The organism is Shewanella sp. 3_MG-2023, assembly GCF_030548765.1.
GTDB lineage: Bacteria > Pseudomonadota > Gammaproteobacteria > Enterobacterales > Shewanellaceae > Shewanella.
In genome coordinates this window covers 78,628-94,806 of the sequence record NZ_JAUOSH010000013.1, presented here as the reverse complement: position 1 = coordinate 94,806, position 16,179 = coordinate 78,628, and the positions used below count along the sequence as shown (strand labels likewise).

The 16,179-nt window shown below is 43.3% G+C and carries 13 protein-coding genes and 1 pseudogene; 5 read left to right on the top strand and 9 right to left on the bottom strand.

Annotated elements, in window-relative coordinates:
* The first annotated feature begins 110 nt into the window (after positions 1-110).
* Both nrfA and Q4591_RS09530 read left to right on the top strand, forming a co-directional pair.
* A complete protein-coding gene (gene nrfA, locus Q4591_RS09535) occupies positions 111-1,505 on the top strand; it encodes an ammonia-forming nitrite reductase cytochrome c552 subunit (RefSeq protein WP_303460745.1) in 1,395 nt (464 codons plus the stop codon).
* Between the two features lie 141 nt (positions 1,506-1,646).
* Positions 1,647-2,072, top strand: a complete 426-nt coding sequence (locus tag Q4591_RS09530; RefSeq protein WP_102438428.1) for a GFA family protein — start codon at positions 1,647-1,649, stop codon at positions 2,070-2,072.
* Positions 2,073-2,142: 70 nt separating this feature from the next.
* Here the strand turns inward: Q4591_RS09530 and Q4591_RS09525 are convergent, their stop codons facing one another.
* Positions 2,143-3,768, bottom strand: coding sequence for a pitrilysin family protein (locus Q4591_RS09525; protein ID WP_303460743.1), 1,626 nt, complete (start codon positions 3,766-3,768; stop codon positions 2,143-2,145).
* The gene (locus Q4591_RS09520; protein WP_303460740.1) at positions 3,765-5,045 is read right to left on the bottom strand and encodes a pitrilysin family protein; all 1,281 of its coding nucleotides are present in this window, start codon (positions 5,043-5,045) and stop codon (positions 3,765-3,767) included. The genes Q4591_RS09525 and Q4591_RS09520 overlap by 4 nt, the downstream gene beginning before the upstream one ends.
* A gap of 55 nt (positions 5,046-5,100) precedes the next feature.
* Between Q4591_RS09520 and Q4591_RS09515 the strand changes: the two genes are divergently transcribed.
* Positions 5,101-5,349, top strand: coding sequence for a hypothetical protein (locus tag Q4591_RS09515; protein WP_303460736.1), 249 nt, complete (start codon positions 5,101-5,103; stop codon positions 5,347-5,349).
* Positions 5,350-5,486: 137 nt separating this feature from the next.
* Here Q4591_RS09515 and Q4591_RS09510 read toward each other — a convergent pair whose 3' ends face one another.
* Both Q4591_RS09510 and Q4591_RS09505 read right to left on the bottom strand, forming a co-directional pair.
* Positions 5,487-6,452, bottom strand: a complete 966-nt coding sequence (locus tag Q4591_RS09510) for a L,D-transpeptidase family protein (protein ID WP_303460734.1) — start codon at positions 6,450-6,452, stop codon at positions 5,487-5,489.
* A 206-nt stretch (positions 6,453-6,658) separates the two neighbouring features.
* On the bottom strand, positions 6,659-7,585 hold the full coding sequence (locus Q4591_RS09505) for an LpxL/LpxP family Kdo(2)-lipid IV(A) lauroyl/palmitoleoyl acyltransferase (protein ID WP_303460732.1): 927 nt from the start codon (positions 7,583-7,585) through the stop codon (positions 6,659-6,661).
* Positions 7,586-7,688: 103 nt separating this feature from the next.
* Here Q4591_RS09505 and hldE point away from each other — a divergent pair, with 103 nt between their 5' ends.
* Both hldE and Q4591_RS20150 read left to right on the top strand, forming a co-directional pair.
* The gene (gene hldE / locus Q4591_RS09500) at positions 7,689-9,119 is read left to right on the top strand and encodes a bifunctional D-glycero-beta-D-manno-heptose-7-phosphate kinase/D-glycero-beta-D-manno-heptose 1-phosphate adenylyltransferase HldE (RefSeq protein ID WP_102438437.1); all 1,431 of its coding nucleotides are present in this window, start codon (positions 7,689-7,691) and stop codon (positions 9,117-9,119) included.
* 70 nt (positions 9,120-9,189) lie between these two features.
* Positions 9,190-9,318 (top strand): annotated as a pseudogene (locus Q4591_RS20150) (hypothetical protein); the annotation flags it as partial.
* 1,007 nt (positions 9,319-10,325) lie between these two features.
* Here the strand turns inward: Q4591_RS20150 and Q4591_RS09490 are convergent.
* The 5 genes from Q4591_RS09490 to Q4591_RS09470 form a co-directional block, all read right to left on the bottom strand.
* On the bottom strand, positions 10,326-11,684 hold the full coding sequence (locus Q4591_RS09490; protein WP_102476946.1) for a MipA/OmpV family protein: 1,359 nt from the start codon (positions 11,682-11,684) through the stop codon (positions 10,326-10,328).
* Positions 11,685-11,896: 212 nt separating this feature from the next.
* Positions 11,897-12,913 carry a sensor domain-containing diguanylate cyclase gene (locus Q4591_RS09485; protein WP_303460726.1) on the bottom strand — a complete coding sequence of 339 codons (1,017 nt, stop codon included), beginning with the start codon at positions 12,911-12,913 and terminating at the stop codon, positions 11,897-11,899.
* Positions 12,914-13,116: 203 nt separating this feature from the next.
* A complete protein-coding gene (locus Q4591_RS09480; RefSeq protein WP_076540751.1) occupies positions 13,117-14,496 on the bottom strand; it encodes an NAD(P)(+) transhydrogenase (Re/Si-specific) subunit beta in 1,380 nt (459 codons plus the stop codon).
* Positions 14,497-14,501: 5 nt separating this feature from the next.
* A complete protein-coding gene (locus tag Q4591_RS09475; RefSeq protein WP_102438475.1) occupies positions 14,502-14,777 on the bottom strand; it encodes an NAD(P) transhydrogenase subunit alpha in 276 nt (91 codons plus the stop codon).
* Positions 14,778-14,782: 5 nt separating this feature from the next.
* Positions 14,783-15,976: a Re/Si-specific NAD(P)(+) transhydrogenase subunit alpha gene (locus Q4591_RS09470; RefSeq protein ID WP_303460723.1), complete on the bottom strand. Its 1,194-nt coding sequence runs from the start codon at positions 15,974-15,976 to the stop codon at positions 14,783-14,785.
* Between the last annotated feature and the right edge of the window lie 203 nt (positions 15,977-16,179).

Sequence of the window (16,179 nt, the reverse complement as noted above, 5' to 3'; positions counted from 1 at the left end):
ATACTCATTAAGGGGTATTCTTAATTGAACCTTAAATGTATAAGTTTGCCAATAGAGATGTCGTGATTATTCAAATATAAAATGTAACACGGAGATGAACGGTGATGAAGATGAAAGGAAAGATTGTTGCACTAAGTGCATTATTAGCAAGCAGTTTTATGATGACTAGTGCAATGGCTAGTGATAAAACAGAACCTAGAAATGAAGTATATAAAGATAAGTACAAGCTTCAATATGAAACTTGGCATGCTACCTCAGAAAGTGATGAAATTGTTGATGTGTTAGCTCAAGATCCAAACCTTGTTGTGTTATGGGCAGGTTACGGCTTTGCTAAGGATTACAATAAAGCACGTGGTCACCATTATACCGTGACTGACTTACGTAATACATTACGTACTGGCGCACCAACAGGACCTGATGACGGCCCAATGCCTATGGCATGTTGGAGCTGTAAAAGCCCTGATGTACCTCGCATGATCGAAGAGCAAGGCGAAGACGGTTACTTCAAAGGTAAATGGGCTAAAGGCGGTCCTGAAATCGTTAACAGTCTTGGCTGTGGCGATTGTCATGAAAAAGGTTCACCAAAACTACGTATTTCTCGTCCATATGTTGATCGCGCTCTAGTAGCAATTGATAAGCCATTTGATAAAGCTTCTCGTAAAGACAAGCAATCTATGGTTTGTGGTCAATGTCACGTTGAGTACTACTTCGAGAAAACTGAAGAAAATAAAGGTTTCGTGAAATTCCCTTGGGATAACGGTACAACTGTTGAAGAAATGGAAGTTTACTACGATGCCATCAATTTCTCTGATTGGACTCATGCTGTGTCTAAAACCCCGATGCTCAAAGCACAACATCCAGGTTATGAAACTTGGCAGTTAGGTATGCACGGTAAGAACAACGTAAGTTGTACCGACTGTCATATGCCACGTGTTGCTAAAGAAAATGGTAAAGGTAAGTTCACCGATCATAAAGTGGGTAACCCATTTGATCGCTTCGACGATACTTGTGCAACTTGTCATAAAGGCAAGACTAAAGAGTTCATGATGGAAGTAACACATGCTAATCAAAAAAGTGTTACAGAAATCAAGCTAAGAGCTGAAACTCAACTTGTACACGCTCACTTCGAAGCGGGTGCTGCATGGGACGCTGGTGCAACTGAAGCTGAAATGAAGCCTATCCTAATGGATATCCGTCACAGCCAGTGGCGTTGGGACTTTGCAACTGCATCTCACGGTGTTGCTGCACATGCTCCAGCTGAAGCATTACGTATTTTAGGTGGCGCTGTTGATAAAGCCGCTGATGCACGTATCAAGCTGGCTCAATTACTTGCTGCTAAAGGCGTTAAAATGCCTATCGCTATCCCTGATATCTCAACTAAAGCAAAAGCACAACAAGCATTAGGTATGGATATGGATAAGATGAATGCGGATAAGCAAAAGTTCTTAAAAGATCTTGTGCCACAGTGGGATGCTGAAGCTGAAAAGCGCGAAGCGACTTATTAATTAGCACTAGAACTTAGCACTAGAACTTAGCACTAGAGCTTAGGTCATTATGTCTTGTAAAAGCCCTCTTTTGAGGGCTTTTTTATTGGGGTAAATTTATGCTTTAATTAAGGTTTACAGGCTTAACAATTGAAGGTTTATATGGATGATAAATCAACTGAGCAGGCAGCTATGCTCACGGGTGGTTGTTTGTGCGGCGCAATTCGCTATCAAGTCAGTGCTGCGCCGTTTGATGCCGATTATTGCCATTGTGTGCAGTGTCAAAAATCATCTGGGGCAGTGTTTCAAGCTTGGATGGACTTTAAGTTTGAGCAGATAAGCTGGATCGCTGGCGCAGTGACTGAATATGCCTCTTCTGAGCATATACTAAGGGGCTTTTGCGCTCAGTGTGGCTGTACTATGAGTTATCGAGACCGCCGCTATCCTGATTATTACACTTTAACCATCGCATCCCTTGATAAGCCAAGTTCAGTGAAACCCAATTACCACATTTATACTCAAAATCAGGTTAGCTGGCTTAATATTGTCGACGATTGTCAGCGTTATCAATATGAAAGAAGCAGTTGATTGATTTTGATCGACTTCAGCTGCTGTTCATTGTTGCTTCAAATACAGCTAATTTTCGCTTCAAATACAGTTAATCAGGCTGTAACTGCCTAAGCTCCCATGTGGGCAGTTTTTGCTGTAGGTCTGCGCTGATTTTGTCGGCATCACCGCGCAGTACTACGATAGGCGTGGTTAGGCTCAAGGTGTTGGCCTGTTGCAATAATTGCATCGGAGTCAGTTGTTGAAGTTGCTTCATCCCTTGGCTAAATTCAGCCGTGGTTTGGCCGCTTAATAATTGACGGATGTAGAGGCTTTCTTTACCAAATGGGCTATCAAGGCTAAGTTGCTGCTTACCTTGTAAGTAGGTCACAGTGGCATTGATTTCGTTTTGTGAGGCGTTTTGCTCAGTGATAAGACTTAAATGATCCAGCATCCCTTTTATAAAAGCGCTTGAGTTTTCTAATGCGGTGCTGCCATAAAAATACATATATTGACTCAATGGCGCATTGACGCAGCGGCCATAAACCCCATAGCTTAAGCCGCGCACTTCACGTAAATCATAAAATAACCGCCCTGAATAACCTCTACCTAATAGCGCGGCAATCATCTGACAAGTATTGGCATCTTGCACTGTCGCATCAGCTGTAGCTGTGACGAGTCCAATTCTGACTTGGGTCTGCACAGTGTCTGGCGCATCAATGATATAAAGGATTTTATCCTTTGCAGTGCTGGTTTCAACTGTGCTTGAATTTATAGTGCTTGCTTTAGCACTTGTTTGAGCGCTTGTTTGAGCGCTTGAATCGAAAGCTGAATGACTTGAATCTGGCTTTTCTGTTAATAGCCAACTCGGCAGCGATGTGACGTGCTGAGCTATTTGAGTCTTTGAGCTATTCGTTTTTAAGCTATTCGTTTTTAAGGTATTTGCTTTTAAGGTCTGCGCTTTTGTATTGGTTAATTGCGGGCTAAATTGTGGCGCAAACAAGTGCCACTGCAGCTGTTGTCGCAGCTCAGTGTGCAATGCAGATAAGCTGGAATGGGTTAACTCATCAATCACAGCGTTATTATTGATGTTTTGGTTGTAAGGGTGTTGGCTGCCCAGTAATTGCTTTCTAAAGGCGAGATCTATTTCGCTACCAGTGAAAGCGCCTATGTGCTTATTCAATTTAAGATTGCGTTTGATAGTGGCAATATTGACCTCATTCACCGCTTGGTTATCCCAAAACTGCCACAGTAGTTCCGATTTAAGCTTTGTGGTTGCCATACAATTAATACTGATGCCGATACTGTGCAGGCTGGCCCTAAAGCGCATGCTGTCATAACAGGCTGCTTGCACGGCGGTTAGCACTTGAGTATTGGCCATGTGTTTTTGCCGTTGTTTGAAGGCTGCGATAATAATATCGGGGTTAGCAATGGCAGTCTGAGTTGATATGCCGACTAAGTATAGCTGATGTCCTTGCTGGGCAAAGGAGTCAGCAGTTAATGACCATTGATGTAAAAAACTATTTGTAGTCAATGACATGGTTTGCGGCGAGACTATTGCGCTTAATGGCAATTGTACTTTTTCACTACCGAATACCGGCAAATCGTTATAATTTGCTAAATTGGGCGGCTGTGCAGGGGTGAAACTAATAGGTGCATGCTGACAAGCCTGTTGTGAGCAGATAAAGACAGCTAAGCCGATTATTTTTGCCCAGAGAATTGAATGCGACTTTTTCATAATGCCCACTCTTCTAAAGATTCAGCCATCCCTTGGGGTAACCATTCAAGTAAGGTTTTGCCCCAGCGAATGTACCAAGGCGGCAGTAAATCAAGGCGAACTTGTTTGCCGATAAAGTATTGCTGGGTGACAGTTTTAATATCATCGCTAGTGACTTGGTTTATGCGCTGCCATGGCTGAGTGAGCGGCAAGAATTTATCGCGACTGGCGGTATTTGATAAATGAATAGCCAATTGTTGACTATCAGTAAAGTTAATTAGCGTGTCATTAAGGGCAATACTTTTAAGTTGGCACAATACATTGGGCTCAATACCTTGGCTGGCGACTTGCTTAAGGATAGTACTGACTAGTTGATTAAGTTCATCTAATGAGGTGTTGGCTCTGGGGACCAATACCAGATTAGTGACGCCGTGATTGTCCATGGTTAATGGCACTGAATAACTGAGCATATGGGGCGGGTTGGCAAGGCTTGCTTTGGTTAATGCATTGGCGATATTTTGAAAAAGATAGCTTTGCAGTAATGAAATTGCCTCAAAATCGCGATCTTGTCTGCCTACCGTATGCCAAGCCAGCAATAATGCAGGCCATGGGCCGCGAGTATCGATGATTTCAGCGTGGATAGCGTTAGTCTTTGTACCTAGATCGATTTTGCTAAATTTATCTTGCGGATGAGTGGGAGCTTGCCAGTGGCCAAAGTACTTTGTTAGCCAGTCAGCACTTCGGTCATTGAGTTGGCCAACCAAGGATATTTGCATGGCATCTGGGCGGTAATAGCGCTGATGAAATGCCATGAGTTCAGCGGCACTGGCGCCTTGAACATCTTGCTTACTGCCAATGATGGCATGACCATATTGGCTGCCTTTGACTTGCGATAATAGAAACTCCATTGCCTTTCGAATGTAGGGTTGGTTATCAATGCTGGTGGCCATTTCTTCTAACACCGCGCCTTGCTGATTTTTGACCGTGGTTTCTGACAGTTGCGGTTGAATAAATCTGTCGGACTCTAAAAACAGGCTCTGCTCTAAGGATTGAGCTGGAATAGTGACATAATAATTGGTGTAGTCGAAGTGGGTACTGGCGTTAAAACGTGCTCCAAGGGCGCTCATTTGTTGTGGGTAGCTTTCATCGGGGGCATTTTTACTGCCTTTAAACAGTAAATGCTCAAATAAATGCGCATAACCCGTTTGCCCTGTTTGCTCATTACGGGAGCCCACATTAAATTGCGAGGCAATGGCCACCGTATTGAGACTGGGTAAATTCACTTGGCGAATAATCAAACCATTATCCAGTTCACTGAGAGCGATCTGCTGTTCAAGTATTTGAAGCTTAGTTATGCCATCAGTGAGGTCACACTGCTGGGCTATTGATCTTGATTCGGTCAATGACGCTGATGTAGATGTAGATGTAGATGTAGATGTAGATGTAGATGTAGATGTAGATGTAGATAGTGATGTAGATAGTGATGTGGGGGAACTGGCAATAGCTGGGCTGATGAAGCCACTCAAGGTTATTGATAGCAAGGTTACTGATAGTAAAGCAGAAATGGCAGTGATGGCTTTCAATCTATTACCCAGTGTATAAAGTGAACCCTTGATTTAGGTTACTGAGTATTGATAAAGAGCTCAAGCACTTATCAATGAAATATTCATATGGTAAGTGCTTGAATATAGGTGTTTAACAAAATGACTTATTGTTATTCGCTGCTGGCTATTGAGCGGCTATTCTGAATCGACAGGGTTAACCATGTCTTGGTTTTTTGCCTGTTGCATGCTGTTAATTCGAGTAGGTATACCGGTGCGCTGCTCTAGTAAGCGCTTTAGTACAAATGAGTCAGTGTCAGCATTAGCTACAACAGCAGTAATTTTTTTATTTAAGGTCAATGGAAGTGGCTCAGATGAATCAAATTGCTCTTGGGTCTCAGACAATGGCTGATGCACTTCTAAATAACGATTACCATCGGGCTCAACCGTGGCTTTAATCGGTTGATTAACAAATTGCACTCGGGTGCCAACTGGCACTGTGTTAAATAGATGCTCAATATCATCTTCACGTAACCTGACGCAGCCTTGACTGACGCGCAGGCCAATACCGAAAGAGGCATTCGTGCCATGTATCGCAAATAAATTACCTACATATAAGGCAAACAACCCCATTGGGTTATCTGGACCTGCTGGCCACACATCGGGAAGGGTCTCGCCTCTGGCTGCATAAATTTCGCGGGTACGCTTAGTGGGAGTCCAGGTTGGGTTAGCCCGCTTACGGTAAACCTGAGTCACCCAATTTTCAGGGGTGTCACGGCCTACTTGACCAATACCAATTGGGAGTACTTCAACAATATTGGTGCCTTTTTTATAGTGATATAGGCGCATTTCAGCACTGTTAATCACGATGCCTTTACGCGGTGCATCCGGTAGGATCAACTGATGGGGGATCACTAAGGTGCTACCTGGTTTAGGTAAGTATGGGTCAACGCCTGGGTTGGCTTCAAGCATATTGCTCAGTCCGAGTTGGAACTGATCTGCAATGGCTTCTAGGGTTAATTTACCTTCAGGTACAACATAATATTGTTTTTCACCAATTAAACGACTGTCTTTAGCGGGTAAAGCATATTCTACCGCCACCACTTGGACGCTAAACAGCATGGTAGAAACAACAATCAATTTGGCGCAAAAAGACTTAATCATAAGGTGGATGTTTTCCTATGTGAGTGATGATCACAATGGCTTTGGTGAGTGTTATCAGTGCTCCTGCAGAATAAATCTCAACATCTGATGAAAACTTAAACTAAAGTTTCGCTATTTTTATCACTGGATACTTGATCATTTTTGCGCTTATTTCAAGCTATGGTCGTTATCCAGTGATATTTTACAGTTAATATTAACTCTGCTGGCTATTTGTATAAAGAGGGGGTTTCTTTGGTTGGCCGAGTTTTAAAGCGGCGATGTAGCCACATATATTGATTACGGTTACGATCAATTAATTGTTCAATGATCTTATTGCCACGAATAGCATCTTCGAGCTCATTTTCACCGGGGAAGTTATCAAGCGGCGCTAAAATTTCCATATTGTAACCCGTGTCATCATCATTACGTTCGACAAAAAAGGGTAATACTTTGGCGCGGCCTAATTTCGCTAAGGTGGTAGCGCCAGTAATAGTCGCTGCATCGGGTACGGCATATAGCGGGATAAATACTGCACTTGAGCGACCAAAATCTTGATCGGCGGTATACCAGATCACATCTGGGTTTCTTAAACTTTTTACCATCTTACGTAAATCACGTTTTGGTACTAAGCCTTTATTCGAGCGCAGGCGGCCTTTGACTTGTAAGTATTCCATCACGGGATTGTTGTGAGGGCGGTAAACGCCTATCCCCGGTTGGAACTGGCCAAACATTCTCGCGCCCATTTCTAACGGTAAGCAATGCACTGCAAACAGTATGACGCCTTGACCATTATATAGGGTATTGCGCACATGCTCATCGCCTTTAATGGTCATATGCTGCTGCACTTTTTCATCAGACCACCACCAAGCGTTGATGGTATCGAATAGGGCTTTACCGGTTTCTTCGAAGTTTCTCTTAAGCAGTGCCTCGCGTTCTTGTGCTGGCATATCAGGAAAACACAGCTGAAAATTGCGCTCTGCAGTATGTCTGCGACTCGCAGCAAGTTTTAAAACCAAACGGCCTAAACCCTTGCCAAGTGTCATTTGCCAGCGAAGCGGTAATAGCTGGGTCAGCTTCATAAGAGCAACACCAAACCATAATGGCCAATGCTTTGGGTGCAATAAATGCGAGGAAAATTGTGCTTTATCTACCACGAGGAACTCATCCAAAAATCAAAATTAGTTGCTATTCTAACTTAATTTTAGAGCAAAATTAGGTACAATCACGGTTTAATATCAGCAAAAGAATAAGTTTACTATGAAGGTATCTCTTCCTGCATTCGAAAAAGCCCGTGTTTTAGTGGTCGGCGATGTCATGCTTGACCGTAATTGGGTTGGCCCTACTGGTCGAATCTCACCAGAAGCGCCAGTACCTGTAGTTAACATCAATCAAATAGAAGACCGTCCCGGCGGCGCTGCTAACGTGGCATTAAATATTGCTGCCCTTGGCGGTCAAGTTGAGCTTGCTGGTATTGTCGGTAATGACGAAAATGCTAAAGCGTTAACCCTTGGTGTTCAAGCCCAAGGGGTTGAACCTCGCTGGTTAACCGTTGCTGATAAACCAACGATTACCAAATTAAGAGTGTTTTCTCGCAATCAACAACTTATCCGCTTAGATTTTGAAGAAAAATACCCTAAAGCTGATAGCGAAAGTTTATTAAATAGCAGTGAAGCGCTGTTAGATAACGTCGATGTATTGGTGTTATCTGACTATGCCAAAGGTGCGATTGACTCGCCAATCGACTTTATTGCTAAAGCCCGCGCTAAAGGCGTAAAGGTGCTGGTAGATCCTAAAGGCAGTGATTTTTCACGCTATCGCGGTGCGACGTTAATCACCCCTAATATGAGCGAGTTTGAAGCGGTTGTGGGCCCAGTAACCAGTGAAGCTGACTTAATCGAAAAAGCCAAAAAGCTGATTAAAGATAACGATTTTACTGCTATTTTGGTGACCCGCTCTGAAAAAGGCATGACGCTGATTAGTCATGATGATGCTGAACTGCATATCCCAACAGTTGCCCGTGAAGTCTATGACGTGACAGGTGCTGGAGATACGGTTATTTCAGCATTAGCAAGTTCGCTGGCAGCGGGTAGCTCGTTAGCACAGGCTTGTTCTATCGCTAATATTGCTGCAGGCGTGGTGGTGGCTAAGTTAGGTACCGCAACAGTAACCCGAATTGAACTCATTGGGGCCTTAGCTTTAAATCAAGGCGAGTCAGGCTTTGGCGTGGTGACTGAAGATCAATTAGCTTACGCCATTGAGCAAGCGCGTCTTCGCGGCGAAAAGGTAGTCATGACCAATGGCTGTTTTGATATTTTACATGCAGGCCACGTAAGCTATCTGCAGCAAGCAAAAGAATTGGGCCATCGTTTAATTGTTGCCGTTAATGATGATGCTTCAGTGAAGCGTTTAAAAGGTGATGGTCGCCCAGTGAATCAAGTTGATCGCCGTATGGCTGTTTTAGCGGGATTAGCGTCAGTTGATTGGGTTATTCCTTTCAGTGAAGATACTCCGCAGCGCGTCATTAGCCGCTTATTACCGGATTTGTTGGTAAAAGGCGGGGACTATAAAGTCGAACAAGTGGCCGGTGGTAAAGAGGTGATGGCTGCTGGTGGTAGTGTCGAAATTCTTGGGTTTGAAGACGGCGTCTCTACTACGGCTATTATTGAAAATATCATGGCTAACAAGTAGTGAATAGGCGGGCACTGTACTTAATGGCCAGTGCTGTTTTAAAGAGTGCCGTTTTAATCCGTGCTATTTTAGACAGTGCCGTTTTAATCCGTGCCGTTTTAATCCGTGCCGTTTTAATCCGTGCTATTTTAGACAGTGCCGTTTTAAAGAGAGCATTTCTAATCAGTACCCTAGTGATCAGTCAGTCATTGCTGGCTGATACTCACTTGCCTTTTCAGATAAAAACCGCACTCGCCCCCACCATCTCCCCCTATTATTCAAGCTCATTTAGTTGGATGCCTATTAGTAACAAGCAGGCAATTGTGTGCGATGAAAGTCGCTACCCGAGTTGCTTGAATGCGTTACCTATTGAAGTCGTGAGCCAATTACCGAAAGACACGCAAATCAGCTCTCATTTAGGGGGTAAAACCGCAATGGTGTTAGCGGTTAATCACCATGATATAGCCGGCATTATTATTGTCAGCGCTAAGCAGCCCCTTACCCAAACGATAACCTCAATCAATGGGCATACCTATCAGTTAGCGCTGTTAGAACAATTTAAATTAACCCTATGGCATGAAGTAGGGCATTTAGAGAATATTGCCTTAATCGGCGATGTACTTCCCAGTACGCTGTCTGCCTATCAGCATGAATGGTTGGCTGACATGTATTTAGTGTGGCGTATTGCGCAAACGCACCCTAATTTGGATTTAGCTTGGCAGCAGTTTCATCGCCGTAATATGGATTTGATTAACAATCGACATAATATGAGCCATTGGAGTTCACCGCAGTTACACTGGTTATTGAGCCAATATCAATTTAAAGACATACAAGAATTTGATCGCTACAGTGACTTTATTGCCACACTATTTCCGCAGTTAGCGCGATTTGATGACACTGAAATTGCTGAAATCTCCAGCCTAGTGCAACGCACATTTGGCCGAGGTGCAACGCTGGCGCTACCTAAATATATATTTTGGCGACAACAACGACTTATTGAGGTTATTTCCCCGACATTAGTCATGTTAATGGGCGAGGATAAGGCCCATAAGTGGTTGGTTGAGCAATTCTCTGAGGCGGCGCAATTAGTCAACAAAGAGGCTGAGCACAATAAGTTATAACTCTGATTAGTACTGTAACCTCGAGCTTAAACGTTATAAAAAAGCGACTAATTAAGTCGCTTTTAAATGTACTAACAATCTGTTTTTTTATGGCAATGTTTTTAAGTTAAAAATGCCACTGCAGATAAACCGAGTTGTAATTGCTGCCACCTTTGATGCGGCCAAAAGCTGAGCTGGTTTCAAAAATCCCTGATCTATGATGAATACTATAACCTAGCCATGCGTTTTTCATTGGGGCGTGGTTGAACACATCTCCCAAGTTAACATCAAATGAAAAGTCTAAGTAATTTAATAGTTTTGAGGGTCGATAATCTTTTTCGTCAAGTTCGCTACCTTCAATGTAGGTGACATCAGAGACATAAGATAACCCTTCAGCAACCCCTATCCGAAAACGCCAGCCTAAATCTATGGTGTAAAAGGCTTTAACTGCAAGTACACCTTCAGCTAAGTTATCTTGTACTTCAGAGTCATGATGCCAAACAGCACCTGTTGTTAAGTATAAATCAATGGGTAAGTTGAATAAGCTATTACTGAGTGGGATACCATAGAAAAGGGAGGTCATTTGATTGTTGTAACGATCGCCTTTGGCATTCCCGGTTAAAATGTCATTCAAGTTTGAAGGCGTTGCCCAGCCGTGTGCGACTCTTAAAAATTCGCCACTTTCTTTAGGGACTGGATTGGTATTGGGCCTTTTATTATCAGGGAAAAAGCCAAAGCCTAAGAAGGAGTCAAATTGATATTGATTTTCAATGGTGGGCAAGTGATAAATATCATCTTCAAGGCGGGTTACCCCAAAGTTACCCAATAGGTATAAATTACTGGCAAGGTGATAGCGAGCATTAACCCCTGCTGAAAAAGCCAATCCAGCACCGGGATCGGCTAGCTCTAAGCCATAGTAATGTTCATTGAAATCGTTGCTTTTCCATTGGAATTGGGCATAAGGATTTAATTGCCAATCACCGCCTTGCCAGTGGTATTGAGTACGAGTGTAACCATACATGCGCTTGTTACCATCACTCATGATGGCAACATCAGCTTCTAGGCCGTCTTTTTGAAAGCGGTATTGAAAACCAAAATCAAAGGCGTCAGATTGGGTTTGATTTTGATATTCTTTAGGGATGTCAACGAACCGAAAACGACTGTATATATTGACTTGATGTTCATCATTTTTCCATAAATGAACCCCGCCTTCTAAGCCGTTTAGGTAAAAGTAGTCATTTTCAAATTCAATTAATGGCATGACGTCATAGACATCATCATTTTCAGTGGCATAAGGAATATCAGCTTTACGCACGCCGATGCCAACTCCCCAAGTTGACGGGAAGTATTCAACCTCTGGAGCAGTGTGAGTATCTGCTTTGCTTGGTGGATTAACCGTTTTGGTTTGGTCATTGTCAGCGATGACAGAAAAAGAGCATGTGCTTAAGTAAACAAATGCGGTAAGTAAAGAGGACGTTTTAGGCATAGAGGGCTTACCGTTAATCATTATTAGAATAATTGTTCATACCTAGCAGGATAAGAGGCTGTAAAAAAGCTAAGTAAGCGCTAATTTTTATTTTCAGGATTATAGCATGTAGATATTGTCAAAAATGAAAATCGTCGCTGTTGTAGCAATTTTTAACTTTAGCGGCAGCTGAACTTTGGTGTTCCACATTGATCTCGACACATCAACAACCCCTAGCCAATGTGCTGAACTTTTGGCTCTAAAGATGGCTGGGAAAATGAATAATTATGTTTACCCGATTGTTTTATGCCGTACATGGCATTATCCGCTTGCTTACAAACTTGGGTAAATGAGTCTTGCTGATCAAAGCCTCTAATACCAATGCTTAACCCTAGTGATACTGATTTTTCTTCGATTGTTTGTAATCGGGTAAAGTGCTTGATTAATTGCTGGGCCAGCAGGCTGATAGTCGCGAAATCAGCAGTTGAGGTAATAATCACAAATTCATCACCACCGAGCCTAGCGATGCTGACGTTATTATTTGAGATTAAGGTTTGGCAATAATGATTAAGAGTATTACTGATTTCGACTAGGACTAAATCACCAAAATGATGACCATATTTGTCGTTAACGCCTTTAAAATTATCAACATCGATAAATAATAAACTACCTGAGTTAAAGTCTTTCTCTTGCTGCATCTGCAAGTAAGCTTTTTCAATAGCTGCGCGGTTTAGTAAGTCAGTGAGAGGGTCTTGGTGGGCAAGGCGGGCTAAGTCGAGTTCATAGCGTTTTTCTTGGGTAATATCGATATGGGTGCCCATGATCCTTAAGGGGTGTCCATCTGAGGTGTATTCCACGATACGGCCCCGATCTGAAACCCAGCTGGTGGTGCCATTTTTATGGATCATTCGATGAACGGCGCGATAAACCTCTTCTTTACCTGTGAGGTGATCTTCAAAAGCTTTGATGACCCAGTCTTTATCTTCAGGATGTAAATGGCTTTTCCAGCTAGAAATATTTGCCGCTCGCTCTTCGAGGGTATAACCCAGCAATGCGCCCCATTCTTGATTGAAAATGGTCAGATCGCCAGAAGGGATATGTTGCTCCCACAGACACAAGCCTGTGCCATCGAGTGTTGCTGAGAGCTTCTCTTCACACAGCTTTAGTTTCTGCTTAAGTAAATCATTCTCTTGGGTGAGTTGATTTAACTGAGCTGTGAGCTGTTGAATTTGTGAAGCCAATGGGTCCATCTGAGAAAATCATCCTTGTGTTAAAACGAGCTAAAGCTTGAAAAGCAATCGGTATATCCTTTGTACATTTTACTCATAAATTCGTCAAGAATGAGAATGTATGATTATTGATAACTTATTCTCCCAATGATAGAAATGAAGCGCTTATTAATAAAAAGGCCGCTAAGCGGCCTTTTTAGGGGGTATATCTAACATGTTGAAAATTAATCAGCTTCTTTTAAGCTTTGCGTCAGCTCAACAATGCCTTTTTTACCATCACCGAATAACATAAGTGCATTATCCATGGCAAATAATGGGTTAGGTAAACCTGCAAACCCTGGGCTTAATGAACGCTTAATTACCACCACGGTGCGGGCTTTATCGACGTTTAGAATTGGCATACCATAGATGGGGCTACCTTTATCTTCACGTGCCATTGGGTTGGTGACATCATTGGCACCAATGACAATCGCCACATCCGTTTGCGCAAATTGTGGATTAATCTCATCCATTTCAACTAACTGTTCATAAGGCACTTCAGCTTCTGCAAGTAGCACGTTCATGTGGCCAGGCATACGGCCAGCAACAGGGTGAATCGCGTACTTCACATCGACTCCACGCTCTTGTAAAACGTTAGCGAGCTCACGTACTGCATGCTGTGCTTGCGCCATGGCTAAACCGTAACCTGGGACAATAACCACACGTTCAGCGGTTTCTAGCATCATGGCAATTTCATCTGGCGAAGTTGATTTTACTTTACCTGCGTAAATTTCATCTGCATCGACTTTCTCGCCGCCTTCAGCCATCACACCGAATAAGACGTTAAATAATGAACGGTTCATGGCTTTACACATGATTTGTGTGAGGATAATTCCTGATGCACCAACCAGTGAACCTGAGATAATCAATACCGTATTACCTGTAATGAAACCAGTCGTTGCCGCGGCGATACCAGAATAGGAGTTCAGTAGTGCAATAACAACCGGCATATCAGCGCCGCCAATTGGCACCACTAATAACACACCCAAGACCACTGCCACAGCCACTAAAGCATACATTAAGCTGACGTTAGCAGGGTTAATGACTAGCGCAATGGCTAAGCCAAACGCAGTGATAAGCAGCAGCGCGTTAAGGATTTTATTACCTGGGACTTTGATTGGATTACCTGAAATAAGCTCTTGCAGCTTAGCAAAAGCCACAAATGAACCTGAAAGGGTAACTGCACCAATAATAATGGTCGCTCCGATAGAAATTAACGCCACCATGCTAGTAGCTGCAGTCGGGTCAAGGAAACTTGCCGCAGCAATGGCCAGTGAAGCACCACCACCAAAACCATTCAACAGTGCAACCATTTGCGGCATGTCGGTGACTTTAATTTTAGTCGCCATCACTGCACCAATGGTGCCACCTAATAGTACGCCGGCAATGATCCACTCATAGCTAAGAATGCTTTGGTCAAATAGGGTTACCACCACAGCAATAAACATACCCATGGCTGATAATTGGTTGCCACGAACCGCTGTTTTAGGTTTTGTCAGTCCTTTAATACCAAGAATAAACAGGACTGCGGCAACAAGGTAAGCCAAATAAATAATTGTTGTCATTGAGTCTATTTCCTCTTGAACATAGCTAGCATACGGTTGGTGACCATGTAACCACCGACCACATTGATGGTAGCCAACACTACGGCGATAAAGCCAAGTACATTCACTATCATGCCACCGCCAGAACCTGCTGACAGTAGGGCGCCTACCAGTGAAATACCTGAAATAGCATTCGAACCAGACATTAATGGCGTGTGCAGTGTCGGTGGCACTTTAGTGATCAGCTCAACACCTAAAAATACTGCGACGACAAAAAGCGTCAGTAATAATAGTAAGGTCATATCCATTATGCTTTTTCCTCTACACTGGTGTCAGCTTCAGGCGTTGCTAAAGGCGCAAGACCCAATAAATCTCTTAGGCGAGCACTGGTGACTTCTTTGCCATGGGCAACAACAGTGTCTCTGACGATTTCGTCTTCAAAATCAAGAACCAGTTCACCCTCTTTACTGACGATTAAGTTCAGTAAGTTCTCGACATTTTTACCATACATTTGGCTGGCATGATTCGCTGCAGTGCTAGGTACGTTAGATGGCCCTAAGATCATCACGCCGTTGTGCATAATAACTTCATCAACGCGGGTTAATTCACAGTTACCACCTGATTCAGCCGCTAAATCAACAATGATGGTGCCGTTTTTCATGCCATCAACCATTTCTTTAGTGATAAGCACAGGGGCTTTACGGCCTGGAATGGCTGCAGTGGTAATCACAATATCTTGTTGTGCTAACACATTCGCCATCGCTTGTTGTTGACGCTTTAAAAAGTCATCACTTTGCTCGGTGGCATAACCGCCTTTGGTTTCAGTGTTTTCGGCTTCAATATCAAGCTCAACCGGTTTTGCACCAACAGAAATAATCTGCTCGCGCGCCGCAGGGCGAATATCATAGGCTTCGACAACGGCGCCAAGACGCTTAGCTGTGGCGCAGGCCTGAAGTCCCGCAACACCCACACCCATAATAAAGGCGCGAGTGGGTTTTAATGTCCCAGCAGCTGTCATCATCATTGGGAATAAACGCGGCGCTTTATGGGCGGCGAGTAACACAGCTTTATAGCCTGAAATCGTTGCCATTGATGACAACACATCCATACTTTGGGCACGGGTAATACGTGGAATAAGTTCTAAGGCAATCGCGCTGGCACCCGTGTCAGCAATTGCTTGGGCATTTTGCGGGTTAATCAGCGGGTCCATCATGCCAATCAGCAGTTGCTGAGGCTTGATTAGCGCTTTAATTTCATCGAATTGCTCACCCTTACAGTTCACCACGGTAATGATGTCAGCTTCATTCAGTAGCGCTGCTCGTGATGAAGCAATAGTGGCGCCTACCTTGACATAATCGGCGTCGGTAAAGCCTGCGTTTTGTCCAGCGCCTGATTCTACGATCACTTGTAGCTGTTTTTTTAATAATGCGGTCACATTGGCAGGGATTAACGCAACGCGTAACTCACCTGGGTGACTCTCTTTCGGTAGACCTAATTTCAAAAGGACAACCTCTTAGTTAGTGTAAATAGGGAAGGGTCGGGTCGTGTGAGTATTTAATACAACTTTGTTTTAAATACTCATTTTTTCTAAGTGCCTTTTTATGGTGCACATTTTTTTAGGTGCTTCATTCTGGCAATTATTAGGTTTGAAACAAGTAAATAATGCGCTAAATCACATTTTTACCGAGTTCAGACCCAAAAGTT

What these genes read in the sequence shown, in the direction of transcription:
- nrfA (WP_303460745.1), top strand. Translation starts at nt 111, where the DNA reads ATGAAAGGAAAGATTGTTGCACTAAGTGCATTATTAGCAAGCAGTTTT.
- Q4591_RS09530 (WP_102438428.1), top strand. Translation starts at nt 1,647, where the DNA reads ATGGATGATAAATCAACTGAGCAGGCAGCTATGCTCACGGGTGGTTGT.
- Q4591_RS09525 (WP_303460743.1), bottom strand. Translation starts at nt 3,768, where the DNA reads ATGAAAAAGTCGCATTCAATTCTCTGGGCAAAAATAATCGGCTTAGCT.
- Q4591_RS09515 (WP_303460736.1), top strand. Translation starts at nt 5,101, where the DNA reads ATGCCATCAGTGAGGTCACACTGCTGGGCTATTGATCTTGATTCGGTC.
- Q4591_RS09510 (WP_303460734.1), bottom strand. Translation starts at nt 6,452, where the DNA reads ATGATTAAGTCTTTTTGCGCCAAATTGATTGTTGTTTCTACCATGCTG.
- hldE (WP_102438437.1), top strand. Translation starts at nt 7,689, where the DNA reads ATGAAGGTATCTCTTCCTGCATTCGAAAAAGCCCGTGTTTTAGTGGTC.
- Q4591_RS09490 (WP_102476946.1), bottom strand. Translation starts at nt 11,684, where the DNA reads ATGCCTAAAACGTCCTCTTTACTTACCGCATTTGTTTACTTAAGCACA.
- Q4591_RS09485 (WP_303460726.1), bottom strand. Translation starts at nt 12,913, where the DNA reads ATGGACCCATTGGCTTCACAAATTCAACAGCTCACAGCTCAGTTAAAT.
- Q4591_RS09480 (WP_076540751.1), bottom strand. Translation starts at nt 14,496, where the DNA reads ATGACAACAATTATTTATTTGGCTTACCTTGTTGCCGCAGTCCTGTTT.
- Q4591_RS09475 (WP_102438475.1), bottom strand. Translation starts at nt 14,777, where the DNA reads ATGACCTTACTATTATTACTGACGCTTTTTGTCGTCGCAGTATTTTTA.